The 22,473-nt window shown below is 64.3% G+C and carries 21 protein-coding genes and 1 tRNA gene; 13 read left to right on the top strand and 9 right to left on the bottom strand.

What is annotated here, in order from left to right; translation table 11 throughout:
• Positions 1-110 precede the first annotated feature (110 nt).
• The 3 genes from IEV75_RS03860 to IEV75_RS03850 are packed head-to-tail and all read left to right on the top strand — an operon-like array spanning position 111 to position 3,582.
• On the top strand, positions 111-1,643 hold the full coding sequence (locus IEV75_RS03860) for a GumC family protein (RefSeq protein ID WP_188451221.1): 1,533 nt from the start codon (positions 111-113) through the stop codon (positions 1,641-1,643).
• The gene (locus tag IEV75_RS03855; protein WP_188451220.1) at positions 1,640-2,329 is read left to right on the top strand and encodes a P-loop NTPase family protein; all 690 of its coding nucleotides are present in this window, start codon (positions 1,640-1,642) and stop codon (positions 2,327-2,329) included. Before IEV75_RS03860 ends, IEV75_RS03855 begins: the two co-directional genes overlap by 4 nt.
• Complete coding sequence (locus tag IEV75_RS03850) at positions 2,326-3,582, top strand: O-antigen ligase family protein (RefSeq protein ID WP_188451219.1); 1,257 nt, start codon at positions 2,326-2,328, stop codon at positions 3,580-3,582. The genes IEV75_RS03855 and IEV75_RS03850 overlap by 4 nt, the downstream gene beginning before the upstream one ends.
• On the opposite strand, the gene IEV75_RS03845 is transcribed toward IEV75_RS03850, so the two are convergent.
• The 4 genes from IEV75_RS03845 to IEV75_RS03830 are packed head-to-tail and all read right to left on the bottom strand — an operon-like array spanning position 3,558 to position 7,607.
• Positions 3,558-4,487 (bottom strand): glycosyltransferase family 2 protein, encoded by a 930-nt coding sequence (locus IEV75_RS03845; protein ID WP_188451218.1) that lies wholly within the window; start codon positions 4,485-4,487, stop codon positions 3,558-3,560. The genes IEV75_RS03850 and IEV75_RS03845 overlap by 25 nt on opposite strands.
• Positions 4,484-5,266 carry a polysaccharide deacetylase family protein gene (locus tag IEV75_RS03840; protein ID WP_188451217.1) on the bottom strand — a complete coding sequence of 261 codons (783 nt, stop codon included), beginning with the start codon at positions 5,264-5,266 and terminating at the stop codon, positions 4,484-4,486. The genes IEV75_RS03845 and IEV75_RS03840 overlap by 4 nt, the downstream gene beginning before the upstream one ends.
• Positions 5,263-6,156 (bottom strand): glycosyltransferase family 2 protein, encoded by an 894-nt coding sequence (locus tag IEV75_RS03835; RefSeq protein ID WP_188451216.1) that lies wholly within the window; start codon positions 6,154-6,156, stop codon positions 5,263-5,265. Before IEV75_RS03835 ends, IEV75_RS03840 begins: the two co-directional genes overlap by 4 nt.
• A complete protein-coding gene (locus tag IEV75_RS03830) occupies positions 6,153-7,607 on the bottom strand; it encodes an oligosaccharide flippase family protein (protein ID WP_188451215.1) in 1,455 nt (484 codons plus the stop codon). Before IEV75_RS03830 ends, IEV75_RS03835 begins: the two co-directional genes overlap by 4 nt.
• 178 nt (positions 7,608-7,785) lie before the next feature.
• On the opposite strand from IEV75_RS03830, the gene IEV75_RS03825 reads away from it, so the two are divergent.
• Positions 7,786-8,868, top strand: a complete 1,083-nt coding sequence (locus tag IEV75_RS03825; RefSeq protein ID WP_188451214.1) for a GNAT family N-acetyltransferase — start codon at positions 7,786-7,788, stop codon at positions 8,866-8,868.
• The gene (locus IEV75_RS03820; RefSeq protein ID WP_188451213.1) at positions 8,865-9,965 is read left to right on the top strand and encodes a glycoside hydrolase family 5 protein; all 1,101 of its coding nucleotides are present in this window, start codon (positions 8,865-8,867) and stop codon (positions 9,963-9,965) included. The genes IEV75_RS03825 and IEV75_RS03820 overlap by 4 nt, the downstream gene beginning before the upstream one ends.
• A gap of 36 nt (positions 9,966-10,001) precedes the next feature.
• Here the strand turns inward: IEV75_RS03820 and IEV75_RS03815 are convergent, their stop codons facing one another.
• Positions 10,002-10,487: a hypothetical protein gene (locus tag IEV75_RS03815; protein ID WP_188451212.1), complete on the bottom strand. Its 486-nt coding sequence runs from the start codon at positions 10,485-10,487 to the stop codon at positions 10,002-10,004.
• Between the two features lie 424 nt (positions 10,488-10,911).
• Entirely contained in the window at positions 10,912-12,459 is a 1,548-nt protein-coding gene (locus IEV75_RS03810; RefSeq protein WP_188451211.1) for an acyl-CoA carboxylase subunit beta, read from the bottom strand.
• Positions 12,460-12,499: 40 nt separating this feature from the next.
• On the opposite strand from IEV75_RS03810, the gene tgt reads away from it, so the two are divergent.
• Positions 12,500-13,630, top strand: a complete 1,131-nt coding sequence (tgt, locus tag IEV75_RS03805) for a tRNA guanosine(34) transglycosylase Tgt (protein WP_188451210.1) — start codon at positions 12,500-12,502, stop codon at positions 13,628-13,630.
• Between the two features lie 54 nt (positions 13,631-13,684).
• Here tgt and IEV75_RS03800 read toward each other — a convergent pair whose 3' ends face one another.
• From IEV75_RS03800 to IEV75_RS03790, 3 genes are all read right to left on the bottom strand, one after another.
• Entirely contained in the window at positions 13,685-14,254 is a 570-nt protein-coding gene (locus IEV75_RS03800; RefSeq protein WP_188451209.1) for a hypothetical protein, read from the bottom strand.
• Positions 14,255-14,365: 111 nt separating this feature from the next.
• Positions 14,366-14,761 carry a hypothetical protein gene (locus IEV75_RS03795; protein ID WP_188451208.1) on the bottom strand — a complete coding sequence of 132 codons (396 nt, stop codon included), beginning with the start codon at positions 14,759-14,761 and terminating at the stop codon, positions 14,366-14,368.
• Between the two features lie 105 nt (positions 14,762-14,866).
• Positions 14,867-15,472 carry a hypothetical protein gene (locus IEV75_RS03790; RefSeq protein WP_188451207.1) on the bottom strand — a complete coding sequence of 202 codons (606 nt, stop codon included), beginning with the start codon at positions 15,470-15,472 and terminating at the stop codon, positions 14,867-14,869.
• Between the two features lie 143 nt (positions 15,473-15,615).
• On the opposite strand from IEV75_RS03790, the gene IEV75_RS03785 reads away from it, so the two are divergent.
• The 7 genes from IEV75_RS03785 (at position 15,616) to IEV75_RS03755 (ending at position 22,456) form a co-directional block, all read left to right on the top strand.
• Positions 15,616-15,691, top strand: a tRNA-Lys gene (locus tag IEV75_RS03785).
• A 163-nt stretch (positions 15,692-15,854) separates the two neighbouring features.
• Positions 15,855-16,214: an ATP-dependent Clp protease adapter ClpS gene (gene clpS / locus IEV75_RS03780; protein ID WP_188451264.1), complete on the top strand. Its 360-nt coding sequence runs from the start codon at positions 15,855-15,857 to the stop codon at positions 16,212-16,214.
• A 4-nt stretch (positions 16,215-16,218) separates the two neighbouring features.
• Positions 16,219-18,546: an ATP-dependent Clp protease ATP-binding subunit ClpA gene (gene clpA, locus IEV75_RS03775; RefSeq protein ID WP_188451206.1), complete on the top strand. Its 2,328-nt coding sequence runs from the start codon at positions 16,219-16,221 to the stop codon at positions 18,544-18,546.
• Positions 18,547-18,718: 172 nt separating this feature from the next.
• A complete protein-coding gene (locus IEV75_RS03770) occupies positions 18,719-19,921 on the top strand; it encodes a glycine C-acetyltransferase (protein ID WP_188451205.1) in 1,203 nt (400 codons plus the stop codon).
• A 111-nt stretch (positions 19,922-20,032) separates the two neighbouring features.
• Entirely contained in the window at positions 20,033-20,434 is a 402-nt protein-coding gene (locus tag IEV75_RS03765; RefSeq protein WP_188451204.1) for an SPFH domain-containing protein, read from the top strand.
• A 310-nt stretch (positions 20,435-20,744) separates the two neighbouring features.
• Positions 20,745-21,782 (top strand): L-threonine 3-dehydrogenase, encoded by a 1,038-nt coding sequence (tdh, locus tag IEV75_RS03760; protein WP_188451203.1) that lies wholly within the window; start codon positions 20,745-20,747, stop codon positions 21,780-21,782.
• On the top strand, positions 21,782-22,456 hold the full coding sequence (locus IEV75_RS03755; RefSeq protein WP_233351734.1) for a nitroreductase family protein: 675 nt from the start codon (positions 21,782-21,784) through the stop codon (positions 22,454-22,456). The genes tdh and IEV75_RS03755 overlap by 1 nt, the downstream gene beginning before the upstream one ends.
• The last annotated feature ends 17 nt before the right edge of the window (positions 22,457-22,473 follow it).

Below are 22,473 nucleotides of genomic sequence, written 5' to 3'. Positions count from 1 at the left end.
AGTGTAGCCTTCGTTGAGCCGGGCTAAGAAAAAATTAAGCGCACCCCCGCCAGATGTCCCCTATGGAATCAACGCGCGGGCCTTCTTCAGGACAGACCGCCCCGGCAGGCATGGCCCGCCGGGAAATTGACCTGTTCGATCTGCTGGCACTGGCCTGGTCGCAAAAGCTGCTGATCCTTGCCGTCTTCATCCTGCTCTTCGTTCCAATGGCCGGTGCAGCCTGGTTCGTTCTGAAGCCGGAATATGTCGCTCAGTCCCGGCTTCTGGTGTTGCTCGATCCGGAGGATCAGGCGCCCGGCGCGGCCGGATCGGGCGGTGCGTTCACGCTGGATCAGGTGCTTCAGTCGGAAGCCGAAATCCTCAATTCTGAAACGGTGCGGCGGCTGGCCATCGAGCGGCAGGGCGGTTCCCCCGATGCCGCTACGCTCAAGGCGCTGCGTGACGGGTTTGCCGTTGAACGTGCGCCCAATGCCAGTGTTTTGCAGGCCAGTTTTGCCGGTGAAACGCCGGTTTCGGCAGCCAATGCGCTGAATGCCATCGTGGATGCCTATCTCGACTATAGGCGTGAAGTGCTGGTCGAGGATGGCGCGGATGCGCTCGGCCAGCGTCTGGCGGCAGCGGAAGTTGCCGCCGCGGTGGCTGAGACCAATCTGCGCACCTTCCTGGCTGAAAATGGTATCGTTGACTTTCAGGCCGAGCGTCTGGCGCTGGTCACCCGCATGACCGAGCTGGAAGATGCGCTGCTCGCGGCAGAAGCGGCTACGCAATCGGCTCGTGGCGGCGCCGCCGCCCTGTCACAGCGCTTGCAGGAAATGCCACAATCAATTGAACTTTATGTCGAAAATGACGTCACGGGCCAGCTGCTCGCACTGGAAGTGCGCCGGCGCGAACTGACCTCGCGCTATCAGGATGACGCGCCGCCGGTGCAAGCGCTTGACCGCGAAATCCGCGCCCTGCGCGAGCTCGTCCAGTCCGGCGGTGCCGACGGTGCCGGTCAGCGCCGTACCGGCGCGAACCCGGTCTATCAGGAGCTGGACACCGCCCGTCTTCAGCGCGAGTCCGAGGCGGCGGCGCAGGCCCGCCTTGCCGCGACGCTGCGTTCGCAGCTGGAAGCGGCACGTTCCCAGGCAGACCGGCTGGCGGGCCTCTCCAGCCAGTATGACAGGCTGAGCCGGGAGGCCAGTTCACGCGGCGAAGCGGCCGGGCGTCTGGCTACGCAGTTTGCTGCGGCGGCTTCACGCCGGGGCGGATCGTCGGGCATTGCCGACTCTGTGCGTATCGTTGAACGCGCGACCCCGCCTGCTCAGGCCAAGTCGCTGCGCAAGTTCGGTGTCGCCGCTGCCGGCATACTGGCGCTCGGCGCAGCCATGCTGCTGGGGCTTCTGAAAGGCTATTTCGAGGCCACGCGTGATCCGCGTGCGCTGCGCCGCCCGGAACCGCAGCGCGGTGAAGACGATCTGTCTGGTCCACAGCTTGAACCGGCGCCTGCGCCCTACCGGCAGGCCGCCAGCACCCAGCCAGCAGTCCATCCTCAAGGCCGGCGCCGCGATGCCCATGCGCAACCCGCTGCAAGACCTCTTGCCGTGCTGGCCCGGGTGCGGGATTTTGGTCCGGGTGCCATCCACGGGCCGGGGCACGCATGAGCGCCCCCCGGCATGAATTACCTGCGCAGCCGCTAGCGGAGACAGACGGCGTGAACCCGTTCGCCACAGAACTTGCCGATCTGGCGCGCCGGCTGGCGCCTCCCGGAGCGCCGGGCAAGGTGGTCATGGTACTGGGCATCACGGCCAAGGCGGGCACGTCCAGTGTGGCAGCCGGGTTGGCGCGGGCAGCCGCGGCAGAGACCGGCGGGCCGGTCTGGCTGGTTGATCTGGACTTTGCCAACAATCCGCAGGCCAGCCGGGCGCGGCTTAACGGCTCGGCCTACTCCACCGAAATTGGGGCCGAACCGTTCTGGACGGCAGAGCCCGCCGGAACAGGGCGGCTGGTGCTGCGCAAGCTGGAAGCGGCCTATGTGCTCGTCACCCGGTTCCAGCACAAGCCCGGCGAGATGGAGCGTCTCGTCTACAAGCGGGCGCCGGGTTACTGGCAGCAATTGCGGGCCATGGCGCCCTTGAGCGTTGTTGACGTGCCGCATGGATCACCGGCCATTTCGGCGGTCGCCCCTGATCTGGATGGTGTCATCCTTGTGGCCAATGCACGGCGCGACAAACGGGCTGATGCGGAGCGTCTGGCCGCGCATATCGAGAAGCTGGGCGCGAAAGTGCTGGGCGTCATCGTCAACCGCGCTCATGACTGGCAAGGCGAGGCGAGGGGAGCAGCGCAATGAACGCGCTCGACCGGGCGGATATCTGGCGCTCGGCATTCCCGCGTCTGACCTTTCTGCCGGTGCTTGAGGCAACTCTCGCGGTTCTGGCCATCTTGCTGTTCTCGCAGGCTCTGCTCGGGCCATTGCTGGTTGATCCGCTCAAACCCGATGCGGCCGAGGCGCTGCGTCTGGTCTGGCTGCCTGTATACGGTGTGACGCTGGTCGTGATCGCCATGCGTCCGCTGGCCTTGCTGGAGACGGCGCTGCGCGCCTGGCCACTGGTGCTGCTGGCGGTATTGGCCGGACTCTCCACCTTCTGGTCCATCGATCCCGACATCACGTCCCGGCGCGCTCTGGCGCTGGCCATGACGACCCTGTTCGGGCTCTGGCTGGCCTCGCGCTTCGACTGGAAATCGCTGCTCACCATTATTGCCATCAGCTTTGCCATTCTGATGGCGGGCAGCGCGATTGCGGGAGCGCTGGTGCCGGGCTTTGGCGTGATGCAGGAAATTCATCCCGGCGCGTGGCGGGGCCTGTGGTGGGAAAAGAACACGCTGGGCGCGATGATGGGCTGGGCGGTGCTGGCATTTACCGGCGCGGCGGCTTTTGATCCCAAGCGCCGCATGCTCTGGCTGGCACTGGTGATCCCGGCCCTGGCTCTGGTGCTGCTGTCGACGTCACGCACGGCCCTTCTGGCCAGCTTCATCGCCATTGCCGGGCCCGGCATGATCGCCCTGGCCCGCCGGGACGCCGCGTCGTCCGCTATAGCGGTAATGACAGGCATAATGGGCGTAGCTCTGGGTATACTGGTGCTGATTATCGGTCCCGGCGTGCTGCTGGAGGCATTGGGCCGTGACGCTACGCTGACAGGCCGCACCGACATCTGGGAGGCGCTGTTCCGCCAGATTGGCCAGCGGCCGCTTCTGGGCTTCGGTTATGGCGTGTTCTGGCAGGTGGAGACGGGACCGGCGCACTGGGTGCGGCTGGAAACGAACTGGCCTGTACCAACCGCCCATAATGGCTGGATCGAAACGGCGCTCGCGACCGGCCTTATCGGTGTGGGTGTGGCCGTGATTGCCTATGCAGGCGCACTGGGCAGCGCGGCCATGCGCCTTTTCAAAGGCAATGAAACCTACTGGGCGCTGCCCTTCCTCGTCATGTGGGGGCTGATCAGCTTTTCGGAGAGTAATCTGGCCGAGCAGAACTCTCTGATGTGGGTGATGTTCACCGCCACGGCGGCCAAGCTGGCTCAGCCGCGCGAGGCTGTGCCGTAAAAGCGCGGTGCGAGGCGCTCCATCCAGAACAGCTTGCCCAGCCCCTGAACCGCCTTGTCGAGGCAGGCCGCGCCCATCCCCGGACCGGCGGCCAGGCGCGCCGGCAGAGCGGCCAGACCAAACACGACAGCCTGTCCCAGACCGACCGCCATCCAGCCCAGCAGGCCGGGATAATCGACTTTCGAGCCGTGGATGCAGTTCTGGCTGGCACCCTGACCATAGGCAAAGCTGCGCGCCAGCATGTGCGGCCAGCGGGCGCGCTTGCCCTCGACATGCTCGATAACCCCGGCATGAGCCGACCAGGCAAAGCGCACACCCGCATTCTGCAGCCCTACAAAAAGCAGATCGTCCTCGCCGCCGAGCTCGTTCGTGCGGGGGTCGAAAGGCGGATCGGGCAGGGTGATACCGGCCCGGTCCATAAGCGAGTTCCCGCAGCCCCAATCACGGGTGCGCAATGCGTCCTCCTGCGGACCTGTGCGGGCGTAGAGGCGTTCCAGAAGGGCACGTGCCGTCGGGCCCGCGTCCGCCGCAAGCGGGGTTACCGGCCCGAATACGACCGGGCAGTCTGCCGTTTCGCGGGTGGCCAGCAGGCTGGCCAGCCAGTGCGGCAATGCTTCCTCATCGTCGTCCAGCTGGGCGATGAAACGTCCCCCCGCGGCCGCAAACCCGGTATTGCGGGCGTTGGCGACGCCCGGGCTCGGTTCGTGGATATAGCGTATCGGTACAGATGAACCGGCCGCCAGCCCTGCAGCCAGATCGCGCGCGCTGGCGGATGGGTCATTGTCAACAATCACGATTTCTCCCGGAAGGCGTGTCTGCGCCAGCACGCTGGCCACGGCGCGCGCCAGACCCTCCGGCCTGCGAAAGGTCGGTATCAGGACGCTTGTGGCCGCGCCGTCACTCATGCCGTGGCCCTGGCCGGTTCACCAGAGAGCATGGCCAGCGTCTCGCCCACCGTCAGCACCGGCAGGTCCTGTGCGTCCACTTCCGCGCAGATGGTCGCCAGAAAATCCGGTGTACAGCCCCATTCGGACGGGTTTTCGCGCACGTCATGGCCATAGAAGATCAGCCAGCCCGGTTCGCGCCTTGCCTCGTGAATGGCCCGCAACGCCTTGTCCAGACCGGCCTTCCCGCCATCCAGCGCCACCGCTTTTAGCAGGTTCAGATCATCGCCCTTGCGGTTGACGCCGTGGCGCACCCCGCGCAGCGCGCCATAGCGCGGCTGCAGGGCGCGTTTTATGGCCGGCGTCGCTTCGCCATAGGGGAAGGCAAAGCTGGTGCGCGGGCGCAAAATGCCAAGGTCCATCAGCTCTGCGCAATTGCGCTCGCAATCGTCTGCGAACACCTCAGGGTCACAATGGCTGGCATCCAGATGGGCGTAGGTGTGACACGCAATCTCGTGGCCGCGTGCGTGCAGCGCTTCTATATCGGCCCGCTGCATCATCTCGCCCAGATGCGTTGTCGTGCCGAGAAAACCCATCGCCGTGTAGAACGTGCCGCGCCAGCCGCGCCGTTCCAGCATGGGGGCACCAAACAGCGCTGCCGAGCGCGGAAAATCGTCAAAGGTGAAGGAGACAATGGGCTCGTTGATCGCCACAGTGATCGGACGCCTGACACCTGCGCGTGCTGCAAACCGGCGTACCTTGCCAAACAGGCCGCCTGCAGGCTGGTAGATATCGCTCATGGCGTCACCTCCTTGAGGGCTGCCGCCGCGCAGGCCGCCTTGTAGGCCTTCAGCGCCAGCACGCGTGCGCGCACGGGCAAGGCCCGGGTACGGGACAATGCCGGGGCAAGCGCCTGAACAGCGGAGAAAAGCCGCCACTGGGCCAGCAGGCGTGCCATACGCGCGCCCGGCAGGCTTGCCTGATCGGGATGGCGCGCGAGGAAGCGGGCATAGTTGATGCCGCCTTCGGCGAACTTGGCGATCAGGCGGTCAACGCCTTGCAGCCCGCCATGGCCGGCCGGATTGTCGACATGGGCAAGGCGTCCCGCTTTTGCGGCACGCACCGCCCAGTCAACATCCTCCCAGCCCCAGCCCCGATAGGCCTCATCAAAGCGCACCTGGTCCATCAGACGGGCGCGCACTGCCATGTTGGATCCGGCGAATGCGGAGGCGCCGCGCGCCTGTCTGGCGGCAGCGCTGCCTACATCACCGGCGCGGGCGAGGGCGGCGTGAACCGCGAACTGCCCTGATTTCGCGTCCGGGACCAGATAGCCGCCATAGGCGGCATCGAAGCTGGCCTGTTCGAGCAGGGCCATCCAGCGGGCCAGAAAGCCGTCAGGCACTTCCATGTCCGCATCCAGAAAGAGCAGCCATTCACCCCGGGCAGCGTCGGACAGCGCGTTGCGGGCGCCGGAGCGCTGGATATTGGTATCAGAGCGCAGGACACGCACCCTGCCCTTCAGGACACCGGGATGCGCAGACAGGCGTTCGAATACATATGTGGCGGGCGATCCGTCGTCGAACAGGATGATTTCCGTGCCGACGTCCGCCTGTACCAGCAGGGCGTCCAGCAGCGCAGACGGATCATCACCGTGAAACGGGATCAGGACAGACAGGAAGGGCGTGCTCATGCGCTCCTCCATTGCAGGCGGCGCATGGCCGGCATGACGAACACGCTGCGGCATCCGGCGATATCGAGTGTGAGGGCGGCGGCGGCATAGACCAACACCCCGGCCGGAATGTGCAGGGCGAGATGGACGAAGGCGGCGTCCGGAACGGGCAGGGCCATCAGGGCGGCCGCCATGACCGTGCTGGCTGCCCCGGCCTTCACCCAGTCCTCCAGAGGCAGGGAGAGGCGGAAAATGCCCCGGCCCATGATAACGCAGGCGGCAAGGGCAATGGCGTAGGACAGCACTGTGGCCAGCGCTGCGCCGATCAGTCCCATGACCGGGATCAATACAAGGTTCAGGGCGAGGTTGAGCGCCGCGCTGCCTGCCATCAGGCCAGCCATGACTTTCGGTTTGCGTCCGATGACAAAGCTTTCGTGGAAGACATAGGTCATGAAGCCGTTGAGCATCGCGCCCAGCGCGATCAGCGGCATAATGGGCGCTGCGGCGCCGGCGAGGCTTTCTGCAATAAGCAGGCGCGCGAAGGGTTCGGACAGAAGGGCAATGCCGGTTGCAGCCGGTATCGCGATGAGGCCCATGAGGCCCGCGGCTTGCCGTAGAACGGCGCGGGCGGCCTGCGCCCCTTCGTGCTCGAACGCCTTGATGGCCAGTGGCCCGGCGGTCATGCCGAGCCAGATGAAGATGATGTTGAGCGAGCGGTCGGTAATGCCATAACCGGCCGCATAGGCGCCGGTGGAGGCTTCTCCCAGCAGGGCGGCGATCACGAACCGGTCGCCGGTCGAGAGCAGGTGTTCAAACACCAGAGAGACTGCCACTGGTGCGCCATAGGCAAAGAAGCGGACCGCCCGGCGCGCGCCGGCGCGGTCGCGCCTGGCTTTGGACAGAAGGACGGGAATATCGATCAGTATGGCCACCAGACAGGCCAGCGCCATGCCCGCAAACGGGCCGGCAGGCCCCATGCCGCCAGCCATTATGAAGACCACACCAAGGCCAAAGCCGGAGCCGAGGATGAAGCTTTCCAGCAAGGCAAAGCGCACCGCCTCGCCTTCGGCCCGGCGGGTCTCCAGCGCAATCATGATGGCCGAGCGCAAGACTTGCGATACCAGTGCGAAGGCGCAGACGGTCTTCAGCTCGGTACTGACCGGTGCCAATGCAATCGCACCACCGAACACCACCAGGCTGAGCACCGCCAGCCCGCCGTATAGCGAGAAGGCCGTGGCGAGGTGGCCGCCAAGGCGCCCTCTGGCGGTGGCGCGCGCATGGTGGCGCGCGACGGCTGCATCCAGCCAGGTAAACACAAGTGTCTGGATCAGCAGCGCGCCAGCGAGCACCAGCGTATAGCGGCCGTAATCCTCTGGCGACAGAATGCGCGTGAACACCACCACGCTGCCAAACCCGACGAGGATTTGCGCGGCATAGACTGGCAGATAGGTCAGCAGATGGCGGTTCAGCATTATCAGGCGTTCCGGTGCGTTACATCGTGTCTTCAGCTAGCAAGCCCGGTGCCGGAGCCGCAGCGGAACGCAGCATGCATAACAAGCCTTAAGAACCGCCTTAACCGGACCGGACGGATAAATTCCGTGCCGGAATGGGTCAGGCGCAGCTGAAGCGGAACGAGCAGGGGCCGGGCGAATGATTGAAGTCGAGACATGCCGCGCCGCGTTGCTCGGATCTGCCGAACGGGACGTATGGCGTGCTTTTCAGGCGGCGGACCCGGCTCTCGCCAGCCCCTACTTCTCGCTCGGCTTTCTCGATGCCATGTCCATTGTACGGCGCGATACGCGTGTGCTGGTGATCCGCGAGTCGGGGGATATCAGGGGCTTTCTGCCCTTCCACAAGGGCGCGCTGGGACATGCCCGCCCCCTCGGCGGGCCGCTAAGCGATCATCACGGCTTTATCGCTGCGCCCGGCGCCGTCTTTGATCTTCAGACGGTCCTGCGCAAGGCGGGGCTCAAGGTGTTCGACTTCTTCGGCGCGCTCGGCACGCAGACAGCATTCCGCGATCATGCGCAGGAGGTCGACGGCTCGTGGGTCATTGATCTGTCAGGCGGATACGACGCCTGGATCGATACGCGCAGCGCCGTCGAGCCGAAGGCGTTCCGGAATCTGCGCGCCCGCCGCCGCAAGCTGGAAGAGGAGACCTCCAGCTTCCGGTTCCGAATAAATGATGACCGGCCGGATGTGCTTGCCAAAGCCCTGGAATGGAAGTCCGCCCAGTATCGCCGCACCAGCCATTTCGACGTGTTCTCGGTGGACTGGACGCGAAAGCTGATCGACACACTGTTGGGCGGCGGGCTGGACAATACGTCCGGCCTGGTGTCGAGCCTTGAGATCAACGGGCAGCTGGCCGCGGCGCATGTGGGCATGCGGTCGGACACGGTGCTGCACTACTGGTTCCCGGTCTATGATCCGGCGTTTTCAAAGCTGGGACCGGGACTGAATCTGCTTCTGGAGATCGCGCGCGGGCTGTCCGCCGATGGCCTGAATGAAATCCATCTCGGCCCGGGCGAGTATGACTTCAAGCGTGAGCTGGCCAGCTGGCAGTTTCCACTGGCATCCGGCTATGCCACCGCGCCGTCCCTGGCCGGAGCAGCACGTCGAATCGCTGACCGGATCGAGAATGCCGCCGAGAGCCTGCCGCTGGGCGTGGTGTCCACCCTTCCGGGCAGGGCATTCCGGCGCATCGACCGTCTGGCCGCCTTCCGGGCCGCATGACGACCCGGCGCAATCTGCTGGCCGCTGGCGGGGCTCTGGCCGGTTCCGCCTTTGCCCCTGCGGACCTGCGCCTTGCCTCCTATGACACTTCGGCTTCGGGCCGCATGCGGCTGTGGGACAATGCCACGGGTCCGCATCTGCGCGGCGCAGTGTTCGCTCAGCGGCGGGTCTATCCGGAGCTCGACGGCACAACATTTCTGGGACCGGGGCCGCTGGGTGCGCCCGTGTCGCAGGCGGCACTGGATTCGCTGGCAGAGACAGGCGCAAACCTCGCCGTCTGGTCGGGCGCAGGCGTGTTCGCGGAAGGCGGCAGCTTCGCGGTTGATCCGGCTATCGAGGACCATATCGGGCGCTGGCTGGAGATGTGCCGGCGCGCGGGGCTCTACACCGTCATCGGTTTTCGCACCGGGCCGGGGCGCAGCGCCTTTGCCTTCCATCCCGATGATGACTGGTATCCGCGCCGCCTTCTGAACAATTCGGTGTGGCGCGATGAGGAGGCACAGGCCGCCTGGGTGGCGATGTGCCTGCATGCGGCGCGCAGATTTGGTCCGCATCCGGCGCTGGCGGGCATTCTGGCCATGGTGGAGCCCAATGGCAGTGATCTGGGCCAGCCGGGCGTCTGGCCCGCCATGGCAGCTGCGATTGACCGCAACTGGCCGCAAGCCAGCGGCGTGCCGCTGATCCTCAGCCCTGACCGCTGGGCGCGGGCCGAGGCGCTGGGCGCCATGCAGCCCGTCTCCGCTCATACGGTCATCAACGTGCATGACTATGCGCCGTGGGACTACACCCATCAGGGGGAGGGGGCGGGCGTGCGCCTTAATGGTGATGGCCGCCATGTGGCGGAGGCCATGACCGGATACCCGCGCTGGACCTGCCTGGAGTTTGGCGCGGCGCTGCATGCGCCTGATCTGGGCCAGTATTTCCAGACCCGCATCGCGGCGCTGGAAAGCGCTGGCGCGAGCTGGGCGGTCTTCCGCTGGCCCAGCGGGTGGGACGCCTATGAGACCCGCGAGACCGGGATGAATGTCACCCTCTCACGCGACGCCTTGAACGCGCTGCGCGCCGCTTATAGCCGCAACCGGGAAGGTCCGGGGTAGTAAGCAGCGCGCCTGCGCCGTGCGAAGAGGAGGGAGTTACTCTTCTACCGGGTCGCCCATTTGATAGACCGGCTCATCGGATTGCGGCTGGACCGCTGCGGCGGCAGCCGCTTCAGCCTCGGCGCGCAACACGCTGTCGCACTGCCCGCCCTGATATAGGCCCGACAGCCAGTACCAGCGCTTTTCGGCAATCTCGCGCTGGGCGGCGAGTTCTGCCTCACGCTGTTGCGCCCGCTGGCGCATGAAGCCGCCAACCGCGCCGATGCCGGGAATGGCCCGACCCGCTCCCGACATCAGCGCGGCCTGCGCCGCCACGCTTGTGGCGGCGTCGGCTGCGTAGGCAGAATCGAACACACCGCCTTCCGGCGCACCGCCCAGCACTTCGGACGCGGCGTTCGCCTCGGCGATGACTTCCCGGCATGACAATGCGCTGTCACCCATGCGGATCACCTGACCCTGCTGGGCCAGCGCCGGCGTTGAAAGGGCGGCCATGGCCAGCCCGGCAAGCATGATGCGTTTCATGACGGTTCTCCTTCTCACTCCCCCTTCGGAGCTGGTGGGAGGAACCCTCTCTCAAAGCATGCCGCCTTGCATCTGACGAAGCCGGTAAGGTTTGTAAGGTGTTGGAACTGTTGTGCTCTGCCGCGTTTTCCCGGCTTAAGCCGGTGAAACGAAGAATGGACCCCGGCTCGGGGGCCGGGGCCCCGGAGCGCGTTGCCGTTAAAAAAAAGCTGCTTCTCTTACCGCTGACCTCTCCACCGGGTTCCCGGGCTTAAGCCGGGACCCAGAAAACTTGCCCTGACTTGCGCAAGTAAAACGAAGAATGGACCCCGGCTCGGGGGCCGGGGCCCCGGATTATGGTGCCGTTTTGAAAAAGCTTGTTACTTTACCGCTAACTTCTCCACCGGGGTCCCGGCCCCCGAGCCGGGACCCATAATAAAATCCCCTAAGGCCGGTAGCGGGGCTTCTTCTCCCCCCGATCCCGCAGCGGCGCAGAAAGCCTGGCAAATTCGGTGAGCAAAGGCCTTGTCTCTGCCGGATCGATAATCTCCTCCACCCAGAAGCGTTCGGCTGTCTTGAACGGTGAGGAGAAGGACCGCATCTGGCGCGAAAGCTCCGCCTTCATCGCCGCCGGATCTTCGGCTGTTTCCAGCGCGGCCTTGAAGGCTGCCTCCACCCCGCCTTCCAGCGGCAGCGAGCCCCAGTCGCCCGATGGCCACGCATAGCGGTAGCGAAAGCCGGTATGGTTCATCATCGCCGCACCGGCGACGCCAAAGGCTTTCCTCACGATGATCGCGCACATGGGAACGCTGGCCTGATACAGCGCAGCGAGCGCCCGCGCGCCATGGCGGATGGTACCGGCGCGTTCGGCGCGCGTGCCGATGACGAAGCCCGGAATATCCACGAAATGGACGACCGGCAGGCGGAAGGTCTCGGCCAGATCGATAAACCGCGTCAGTTTCTGCGCGGAGTCTGCCGTCCAGCCGCCGCCATAGACTTTGGGGTTGGAGGCAATGACCGCCACCGGCCAGCCGTCAAGGCGGGCGAAGGCGGTGATGACCGACTGGCCGAAATTGCGGCCTATCTCGAACACGCTGCCCTTGTCCATCGTTGAGGCGAGGATGGCATGCATGTCATAGGCGTAGCGCTTGTCGCGCGGCACGATTGAAGACAGGGCAGGGTCGGTGCGGGCGGGATCGTCCTTTGGCTCGTTACGCGCGGGCAGTTCGTGGACTGAGTTCGGCAAGTAGGAGAGAAACCAGCGCGCCGCCTCCATGGCATCGGCTTCGCTGGCAAAGGCGTCATCTACGGCGCCTGCGGCGAGCTGTATGTCCGCCCCGCCCAGCTCCTCCTTGGTCACGTCCTCGCCAATGCCTGCCACCACGGGCGGGCCGGCGACAAACATCTGGGCCTGACCGTGCACCATCACGGAATAATGGCTGGAGACAGCGCGCGCGGCGCCCAGCCCCGCCACCGGCCCCAGCAGGAGCGAGACGACAGGCACGGTCTCCAGATTCTCCACCACCAGATCCCAGGCCGGATTGAAGGGGACATAGGTGGCGCCCATGTCGAGGATGGACTTCACCGATCCCCCGCCGCCCGTGCCCTCGATCAGGCGGATAATGGGCAGGCGAAGATCGCGCGCCATCGCCTCGGCCTGAATCTGCTTTTCCACGATGGCCGCATCGGCCGCGCCGCCGCGCACGGTGAAATCGTCTGCCACCAGCACCACATCGCGGCCGCGGATTTGCGCCCGGCCAAAGACGCAATTGGCGGGCATCAGGCCGGTGAGGTTGCCGTCCTGGTCATAGCTTGCTGTGCCTGTGATGGAGCCGATCTCGCGAAACGTCCCCTCATCGGATAGAAGGGCGATGCGCTCGCGCACATTCAGCCGCCCTGCGGCGCGCTGGCGGTCCAGTTTTTCCGGACCGCCCATGGCGCGTGTCAGCGCCTGACGCTTGCGCAACTCGTCAATTTCGTCTTTCCAGCTCATCCGTTCCACTTTCCCCGCCGCATCAGGACATCCGACTCACATGGCCAGTTTTCCCTTTGAGATCGCCGCCGTCGATGGCCAGGCGCGCACCGGCACGCTGAAAACATCGCGCGGGGATATCCGCACGCCCGCCTTCATGCCGGTGGGTACGGCGGCGACCGTGAAGGCGCTCTATCCCGATCAGGTAAGGCAGGCAGGCGCGGACATACTTCTGGGTAATACCTATCACCTGATGCTGCGCCCCGGCGCGGAGCGGGTGAAGCGCCTTGGCGGCCTGCATCACTTCATGCGCTGGGACGGGCCGATCCTCACTGATTCTGGCGGGTTTCAGGTCTGGTCGCTGGCCGGGCTTCGCAAGATGAGCGAGGAGGGCGTCGCCTTCAAAAGCCATATCGATGGCTCAAAACACATGCTGACCCCGGAGCGCTCGATCGAGATTCAGGCAGACCTTCTGGGCGCTGACATCTCCATGCAGCTTGATGAATGCACGCCTTTCCCTTGCGAGCGCGATGCGGCGGCCAAGTCCATGGAGCTGTCCATCCGCTGGGGGCGGCGCTCGAAAGAGGCTTTCGGGAACCGCGAGACCCAGAACCTGTTCGGCATCGTGCAGGGTTCGGTCTACCCGGATCTGCGTCAGCAATCGGCTGAAGCCCTGATCGAGACAGACTTTGACGGCTATGCGGTCGGCGGGCTCGCGGTGGGAGAAGGCTTTGAAATGATGTGCAATGTGCTGGACGTGACCACGCCGCACCTGCCGCACGAGCGTCCGCGCTATCTGATGGGGGTGGGCCGCCCGATTGACCTCGTTGAGGCAGTCGCGCGCGGGATCGACATGTTTGACTGCGTGATGCCGACCCGCTCCGGCCGCCATGGTCAGGCCTGGTCGGACCATGGGCCGTTCAACCTGAAGAATGCGCAGTATGCCGAGGATGAAAGCCCGCTCAATGAGGCAGTCAACTGCCCGGCGAGCCGTGATTATTCAAAGGCCTATATCCACCACCTGGTCCGGGCGGGCGAATATCTCGGCTCCATGATCCTCTCCTGGCACAATGTCGCCTATTACGAGGATCTGATGGCGCGCATGCGGGCCGCCATCTCGGAAGGCCGGTTCGACGCATTCCGCGCGGAATTCCTCGCCCGCTGGGAAGAAGGCACGGGCAAGCGGGCATAGAAAAGCGGCCTCCGATGAAGGAGGCCGCTGGTAGTCACGCTGCGTGCTTCACATCTAACGGTTGACGTTCAGCTGTGAGCCCAGCTCGGCTTGTGTCGCGGCCAGTACGACGGCATTGGCGCCGGCATCAAAGGCGGCGTTGCTGGCCAGAACGGCATGCGTCTGTGAAGACCCTTCCGGGCGGATCACCACATAATGCTGGCCAGACGACCGGCGGGTGCGGTGTACGTGGCCGACATAATACCCGTCACGGGTATACACGCGGACCGGAGCGTACTGAGCACGGGTGCTGGCGCGGGCGCTGACACGCGCGCGGGGCGGAGGCGGTGTATCCGCGCGGACATAGGCGCGCGTCTCGGTATCCAGCCGGCTTTGCAATGCCGCGCTGGCGCCCGCCCGGTCGTGGCGTGACAGGGCCTGTTCCAGCTCGCCCGTCAGGCGGGTGTCTAGCGCCAGGCCAGTGCGCTGGTCGATCGCCACATTCCTCTCGGTGGCATCAACGCCCAGCCGGGTGGATTGCTCAACCGCGCCCGTTACCTGACCGGTAACATCTGGAAGCTGCGCATGAGCAGCCGCGCCGGCAAGGGCGGTTACCATGATCGACGATAGCAAAATGCGTTTCATCGTTAACTCTCCCTTTCTGATCCGCCCGGGGGAGCGGGCGGTTCATACCGGAATTAACGATGTCTGGCGGGGTGTTGTTCCCGACAAGTTGAACCAAGGGGCAGTCAGCCTCTACCGGGGCTCTGTTATCCAGTTGAGGGCCTGCTCCCGGCTGCTGAAGCGCCGGAATATTATGGCCGGAGGGTCTTCGAAGAAGAACCCTTCCCACATCTCCACCAGAGGAGCGATAGCCGGGCGCTCCCCGATGATGGCGCTGCGCAGGGGCTTGCCGGGATAGGCCGGCAATTCCCTTCTGCGCTTCATGGCGAGCTCGATCATGTCGCTGGCCGGAAATTCGATTGTGCTCGTGGCCGTAAAGTCCAGAAGGACATTGTATCCCGGATCAATGGCGCCCGAGGTGAGATGGCCAATCAAAGTGCGGATATGATGGGATTTTACGTGCGCGGGAAACAGTGCCTCTACCAGGCCGGGATCATCCAGCACACGAAATTCTATCTCGCCCGTCATGAAAACCGCCGTGGTTGGTGGAGACTGTTCGAACAGCCCATGGAGAGGGTTAGCTGGGATGACAGCCGGGCAAAAGCAAGTGCGCGTGAATTGGCAAGGCTGGCGCTATTCGGCGTCAGCCAGTCCGTAGCGGATGAAGGTCTGCTCCAGAACGCGCCGGTTGCAGCCGAAACCGTCATACAGCCCGCGCAAATAGGCGCGGCGGCGGTCGGCCATTTCGCGCTGGGCGCGTGCCTCGGCCTCGATTCGCGCCGAGTTCTGCACAAAGCGGGCGACGGGCCTGACCGGGTTCAGGCCCACAATCGCGGAATAATAGGCGTCCACGGCAGCGTCCTGCGCCGCGTCCGGCGCACGTGACAGCAAATCCTGCCCGCTATCCCACATGGAGCGCTCGCGGGCCTCCTCGCTGGTCTGCGTGGGAGCAGGGGGTTGTTCACGGTCAGGGCCGAGCACGGCTGTCAGGCGGGCGATGTCGGTAGCGACGGTGGAGCACACCCGGCGGGCGCCGCTGCCGCCATAGGGCGTCGGCACAGTGCGCTCGCCTTCCTCCACCATCACGGCGCCCGGACGTTCGCGCGGCGCGCCCAGCGCATCATAGGCTGCCGGCATGGTACGCCCTGCCGCCTCATCGAATGTCTCGCGCGATGTCGTGCAGGCGGAAACCGCCAGCGCCGACACACCACACATCACCACCACACGCGCAAAATTCATCAAGCCGGTCCTCCTGCCGGAACAGGGTGTCTACCCATGATGGCAAAGCCATGGCAAACATGATGAAGCAGCGCGCAATCGTGACGCACTTGAGCGCCTTGACCGGCGCGGCGTGCCTCTATAGATACGCGCACTCTTGATGAGAGCCGGTAGCTCAGCTGGTAGAGCAACTGACTTTTAATCAGTAGGTCCCGGGTTCGAGCCCCGGCCGGCTCACCAAGCCCCATCGAAAATCGCGATTCCAGCCGCCCTTCGCGGGTGCGGACTGTTAACAAGCGGATTTGAGGGCTTCTCACTGGCCCCCGCATGCCTATTTAATTCACCAGACGGGTGCATTTGTGCCCGCAGATTTGTGTGAGGCGAGGCGGATCAGCGAATGGGCATGACGGACCCGCGCAAACCATCGGGACCAAAGGGACCAACGGGTCCGGGGCCGGGCGACACGGAACGCCAGACCGGCATTACCGTGAAGACGCGCCCGCGCACCGAGCGCCCCTCCATGTACAAGGTCCTGCTGCTCAATGACGACTTCACCCCGATGGAGTTCGTCATCCAGGTCCTGATGGTGATTTTTCACAAGGACCAGGAAGACGCGACTCGCATCATGCTGCACGTTCACCAGAATGGGGTGGGGGTTTGCGGCGTTTTTACCTTCGAGGTAGCTGAGACCAAGGTGGCGCAGGTTATGGACGCCGCGCGCCGGGCACAGCATCCTCTCCAGTGCACCATGGAAAAGGACTAGTCCCGTGCCATCATTTTCGCCTGCCCTAGAGCAAAGCCTGCATATCGCGCTGACGGCGGCCAATGAGCGCCGGCACGAGTTCGCGACGCTGGAGCACCTGCTGCTGGCGCTCTGCGATGACGAGGATGCTGCTGCCGTGATGCGTGCGTGCGACGTGGACGTGGAAGAGCTGCGCACCACGCTTGGCGATTATGTCGACAATGAGCTGGCGAGCCTGATCGTGGACAATGACGATGACGCCAAGCCGACCGCCGGATTCCAGCGCGTCATCCAGCGCGCGGTGATTCACGTGCAGAATTCGGGGCGCGAGGAAGTGACCGGCGCAAACGTGCTGGTCGCGCTCTTTGCCGAGCGCGAAAGCCATGCCGCCTACTTCCTGGCCGAGCGGGACATGACCCGCTACGACGCGGTCAATTTCATCTCCCATGGCATTGCCAAGAAGCCCGGCGCCGATGAAAGCCGCCGCCCGACAGGCGCTGACGAAGCCGATGAGGACGCGGCCGAGGACAAGGATGATGCGCTGGCCGCCTATTGCGTTGACCTGAACGCCAAGGCCAGGGCGGGCAGCGTTGATCCGCTGATCGGGCGGGCAGCGGAAGTGGAGCGCTGCGTGCAGATTCTCTGCCGCCGCCGCAAGAACAACCCGCTACTGGTTGGCGATCCGGGCGTTGGCAAGACGGCCATCGCGGAAGGCCTTGCCCGGCTGATCGTCGAAGGCAATGTACCTGAAGTGCTGGAAGAGGCGACGATCTACTCGCTCGACATGGGCGCGCTGCTTGCTGGTACGCGCTATCGGGGTGATTTCGAGGAACGCGTCAAGCAGGTGGTCAAGGCGCTGGAGGCGCGGCCCAACGCGGTGCTGTTCATCGACGAGATTCACACGGTAATCGGCGCTGGCGCCACGTCCGGCGGGGCGATGGATGCGTCCAATCTGCTCAAACCCGCCCTGCAGTCCGGCTCGCTGCGCTGCATGGGATCAACGACTTACAAGGAATACCGCCAGCACTTCGAGAAGGACCGGGCGCTCGCCCGCCGCTTCCAGAAGATTGATGTGGTGGAGCCAAGCGTGGCCGATGCCATCAAGATCCTGCAGGGGCTGAAACCCTATTTCGAGGAATTCCACGATGTGCGCTTCACCAATGAAGCGCTGAAAAGCGCGGTGGAACTGGCTGATCGGTATATCGGTGACCGCAAGCTGCCGGACAAGGCCATCGACGTGATCGACGAGGCCGGTGCTTCCATGCGTCTCGTGCCGCCTTCCAAGAGGAAGAAGACGATTGGCGTCAAGGAAGTGGAGACGGTCGTTGCGAAGATGGCCCGCATCCCTCCGAAATCGGTGTCGAAGTCGGACGAGCGCGTTCTGAAGGATCTCGATGTGTCGCTCAAACGCGTCGTCTATGGCCAGGACGAGGCGATCTCCAAGCTGTCCAGTGCCATCAAGCTGGCCCGTGCGGGCCTGCGCGAGCCGAGAAAGCCGATTGGCTGCTATCTGTTCTCCGGGCCGACAGGCGTTGGCAAGACGGAAGTTGCCCGCCAGCTCGCCTCGGTGCTGGGGGTGGAGCTCCTGCGCTTTGACATGAGCGAGTACATGGAGCGCCACACGGTAAGCCGCCTTCTTGGGGCGCCTCCGGGCTATGTCGGCTATGATCAGGGCGGCCAGCTGTCTGATGCCGTGGACCAGCATCCGCACTCTGTCCTGCTGATGGACGAGATCGAGAAGGCCCACCCGGATATCTTCAACATCCTCCTGCAGGTCATGGATAATGGCGAGCTGACGGATGCCAACGGCAAGAAGATCGACTTCCGCAATGTGGTGCTCATCATGACCACGAATGCGGGCGCGTCCGATGCCGCCAAGGAAGCTATCGGCTTTGGCCGCGGCAAGCGTGAGGGCGAGGACACGGCGGCGATCGAGAAACTGTTCACGCCGGAATTTCGCAACCGTCTCGATGCGGTGATCGGCTTTGCGGGCCTGAAACAGGATGTCGTGGCCCGCGTGGTGGAGAAGTTCGTGCTGGAGCTGGAAGCCCAGCTGTCAGACCGGGGTGTGACCTTCGAGCTGACCGAACCGGCCAAGGCGTGGCTCGCCGCGCGCGGCTATGACGAGAAATTCGGCGCGCGTCCGCTGGGGCGCGTCATCCAGGAGCACATCAAGAAGCCTCTGGCCGACGAAATCCTGTTTGGCCAGCTGCGCAAGGGCGGTGTGGTGAAGGTGGATGTCGATGCCGCCGACGAGGACCGGCTCGATTTCGAGATCATCCCCGGCGACCGCATCAAGCCGCAAGGCAAGGGCAAGTCCGGCGCCAGGCGCAAGCCTGAGCCGGTGCGGTAGACCTCGTTGCTTGAACTCCCGGCCGACCGAAGGGAGAGCCGGGACCTGTTTCAGAACTATCGATAGAGGCCCCGGATCGCTTTGCGTCCGGGGTTTCACGCCTCTGCGCATTGCCCTGCCAAGCCGCTTGGCCTATCCCGGTTGCGAACACGAGAAACCGGAGACCACCGCCATGGCCAGCAGCTTTTACGACCATCTTGCCAGCACCTTGCAGGAGATCGAGGCCGACGGGCTCTACAAGCGCGAGCGGGTCATCACCTCGCAGCAATTCTCCGAGATCGATGTCGCGGGCAAGGGCGGCGAAAGCCATGTCATCAATTTCTGCGCCAATAACTATCTGGGCCTGGCCAACCGGCCTGAGCTTATCAATGCCGCCAAGGACGCGCTCGACCGCTATGGATTTGGCGTCGCTTCCGTGCGCTTCATCTGCGGCACGCAAAGTGTGCACCGTGAGCTGGAAAAGGCGCTGGCCGCCTTTACCGGCCATGAGGACGCGATCCTCTACGCGGCGGCGTTTGATGCCAATGGCGGCCTGTTTGAGCCGCTGCTTGACGAGAATGATGCCATCATCTCCGATGCGCTCAATCACGCCTCCATCATCGACGGCATCCGCCTGTGCAAGGCGAAACGCTATCGCTACGCCAATTCGGACATGGATGATCTGGAGGCGAAACTAAAGGAGGCGCGCGCGAGCGGCGCCCGCCACATCCTCATCGCCACGGATGGCGTGTTCTCCATGGATGGCTATATCGCCAAGCTGAAAGAGATCTGCGATCTGGCCGACAAATATGACGCCATCACCATGGTCGATGACTGCCACGCCCATGGCTTCATGGGCGCCAAGGGCAGGGGCAGTATCGAGCATTGCGGCGTGCTCGGCCGGGTCGATATCGTCACCGGCACGCTCGGCAAGGCGCTGGGCGGGGCGATGGGCGGGTTCACCTGCGCCAGCCGACCCGTAATCGACATTCTGCGCCAGCGCTCGCGGCCCTATCTCTTCTCCAACTCGCTGGCTCCGGCGATTGCGGGCGCCAGCCTGAAGGCGCTGGACATGGTCGCGCATGGCGATGACTTACGCGCTCAGCTTTTCAGCAATGCGAAGCGCTTCCGCGCAGGGATGAGCGATGCCGGGTTCGAGCTTCTGCCCGGCGAACACCCGATCATCCCTGTCATGCTGGGCGATGCCAAGCTGTCCCAGGACATGGCGTCAGCGCTGATGGACGAAGGCGTCTATGTGATCGGTTTCTTCTATCCGGTCGTTCCCAAGGGCAAGGCGCGCATCCGCACGCAGATGAGCGCCGCCCACACTCCAGACCAGATCGACCGCGCGGTCGAGGCCTTTACCAAGGTGGGCAAGAAGCTGGGGGTTGTCTGATCTGCACGTTAACTTCTGCGGAAAAGCATGTAAGTCTCTCGCCAGCCACGTGTGTGGTTTCGCGAGGGCCTGATGCGGCCAATGTTTTCAAGACCAGTCTGGAAGGGCAGCATGCGCGCAGGTGGGGTCATCGTTCTGGTTATTTCGAGCGTCATTCTGGTGGCGCTCGCCATGTGGATTGTACCGATCTACTCGGTCTGGCAGCAGGAACAGGCGGGGCGGGCCGAGCTGGTGCGCGCCGAACAGAACCGAAGGATTGCTGTTCTGGAAGCCGAAGCCCGTCTGGAGTCTGAGCGTCTGAACGCCCAGGCCGAGGTTGAGCGCGCACGCGGCGTGGCGGAAGCTAACGCTATTATCGCGGACGGACTTGGCGGTCCGGAAGGTTATCTTCGCTATCTCTGGATCCTTGCCCTCAGTGAGAACCAGCAGGATGTGATCTACGTCCCGACAGAAGCGGGACTGCCCATTCTGGAGGCCACGAGAGGGCTTCAAGCGCCTCGACCGCAGAATTGATCCGTTCCGGTCTGACCGCGCGGTCGAGACCTTCACCAAGGTGGGCAAGAAGCTGGGGGTGGTTTAGGGGGCGTTCGCCTTTGCCGCGCGCCGCGTAGAACCGAATTATGGGTCCCGGCTCGGGGGCCGGGACCCCGGTATTTGTCACCGAGCTTCTCAACCGGGTTCCCGGGCTTGACCCGGGATCCATTCTTCTGGTTCCGCAACGCGGATGCGTTGCGGAACCAGAAGTGCACCCATCCCCTTCGCCGGGCCTCCACAATGCGCTAGATAGCGGGCAGATAAAAACACCTGCCCCGGAGGAACCCCGATGAAAGCGCTAGTGAAGGCCGAGCCGCGTGAAGGCCTCTGGATGCAGGATGTCGACAAGCCCGAGATCGGGCCGGACGATGTGCTGATCCGCGTCCACATGACGGCGATCTGCGGCACCGATATCCATATCTACAACTATGATGACTGGGCGCAGAAGAACGTGCCCGTGCCCATGGTTGTCGGCCACGAGTTTGGCGGCGTCATCGAGGCGGTAGGGAGCGACGTGACGCGGGTAAAGCCCGGCATGCGCGTTTCCGGCGAGGGCCATGTGGTGGGCGAGAAATCGCGCGCCGTACGCGCCGGGCGCTTCCATCTCGACCCTGAAACGCGCGGCATTGGCGTGAACATGCCGGGCGCGTTCGCCGAATACTTACGCATCCCCGCCTTCAACGTGGTGCCGCTGCCCGATAATGTGCCGATGGAGATTGCCGCCTTCCTCGATCCTCTGGGTAACGCCGTGCACACGGCGACCGCCTTTGATCTGGTCGGCGAGGACGTACTGATCACCGGCGCTGGGCCTATCGGCATCATGGCGGCGGCCGTGGCGCGTCATTGCGGGGCGCGCCATATCGTCATCACCGACATCAACCCGGACCGGCTGGAGCTTGCTACCCGCGTGGCGCCGAGCGTGCGTCCGGTCAACACGATGAAAGAAGATCTCCGCGATGTGATGGCGGAGCTGAAAATGACCGAAGGCTTTGATGTTGGCCTGGAGATGAGCGGGGCAGAGCCCGCCTTCAAGCAGATGGTCGATCACATGGTGATGGGCGGCAATATCGCCATGCTGGGCCTGCCCGCAAAACCGTTCAGCCTCGACATGGGCTCGCTAATCATGCGCGCGATCAATTTCAAGGGCATTTATGGCCGCGAAATGTTCGAGACCTGGCACAAGATGCTGGCCATGCTGCAGTCCGGCCTCGACGTCTCGAAGCTGATCACGCACCGCCTGCCGGCGAAAGAGTTCCAGACCGGCTTTGATGCGATGCGCTCTGGCAAGTCCGGCAAGGTCATCCTCGACTGGCGGGACGCGGCCTAGTGGGAGATCATCCCACCATCCCGCTGGACTTCACAGAGCTGCCCGAAGGCGAGATGCGCGCGCGGGCGCTCGGCTTTTACGAGGCGATGAAGACGCGGCGCACGGTGCGCGATTTTTCGGACCGTGATGTGCCACGCGAGATCATTGAACACGCCATCCTGACCGCTGGCACCGCGCCCAGCGGCGCCAATCATCAGCCCTGGTTCTTCTCCGTGATCGGGCGCGGGCCGTTACGCAAAACCTTGCGCGAGGCGGCAGAGGCCGAAGAGCGCGCCTTCTACGAGGGCAAGGCGGGCGCGGAATGGCTGGAGGCACTGGGCCCGTTGGGGACTGACGCCGACAAGCCGTTTCTGGAAACCGCGCCCTGGCTGATCGCGGTCTTTGCGCAGCGCCGGGGCGGGCCCAAACCTGGTGATAATCGCAAGAACTACTATGTCTCCGAGAGCGTAGGTATTGCCTGCGGGCTGTTGCTGACGAGCCTGCATCAGGCCGGTCTTGCGACACTGACCCACACACCCAACCCGATGGGGTTCCTGACCGAGCTGTGCGGACGCCCGGAGAACGAGAAGCCTGTCATGCTGATCGTTGTGGGCTATCCGGCAGACGGCGCGCGTGTGCCGCTGCATGCGATTCACAAAAAGCCGCTCGACCAGATTTGCGGGTTTATTGAATAAACACCCCCAAATGCGTT

It is taken from the genome of Glycocaulis albus (assembly GCF_014639075.1).
GTDB classification, from domain to species: Bacteria; Pseudomonadota; Alphaproteobacteria; order Caulobacterales; family Maricaulaceae; genus Glycocaulis; species Glycocaulis albus.
Note: the sequence above shows the minus strand (reverse complement) of the source record. Positions and strands in the feature narration are given on the sequence as shown.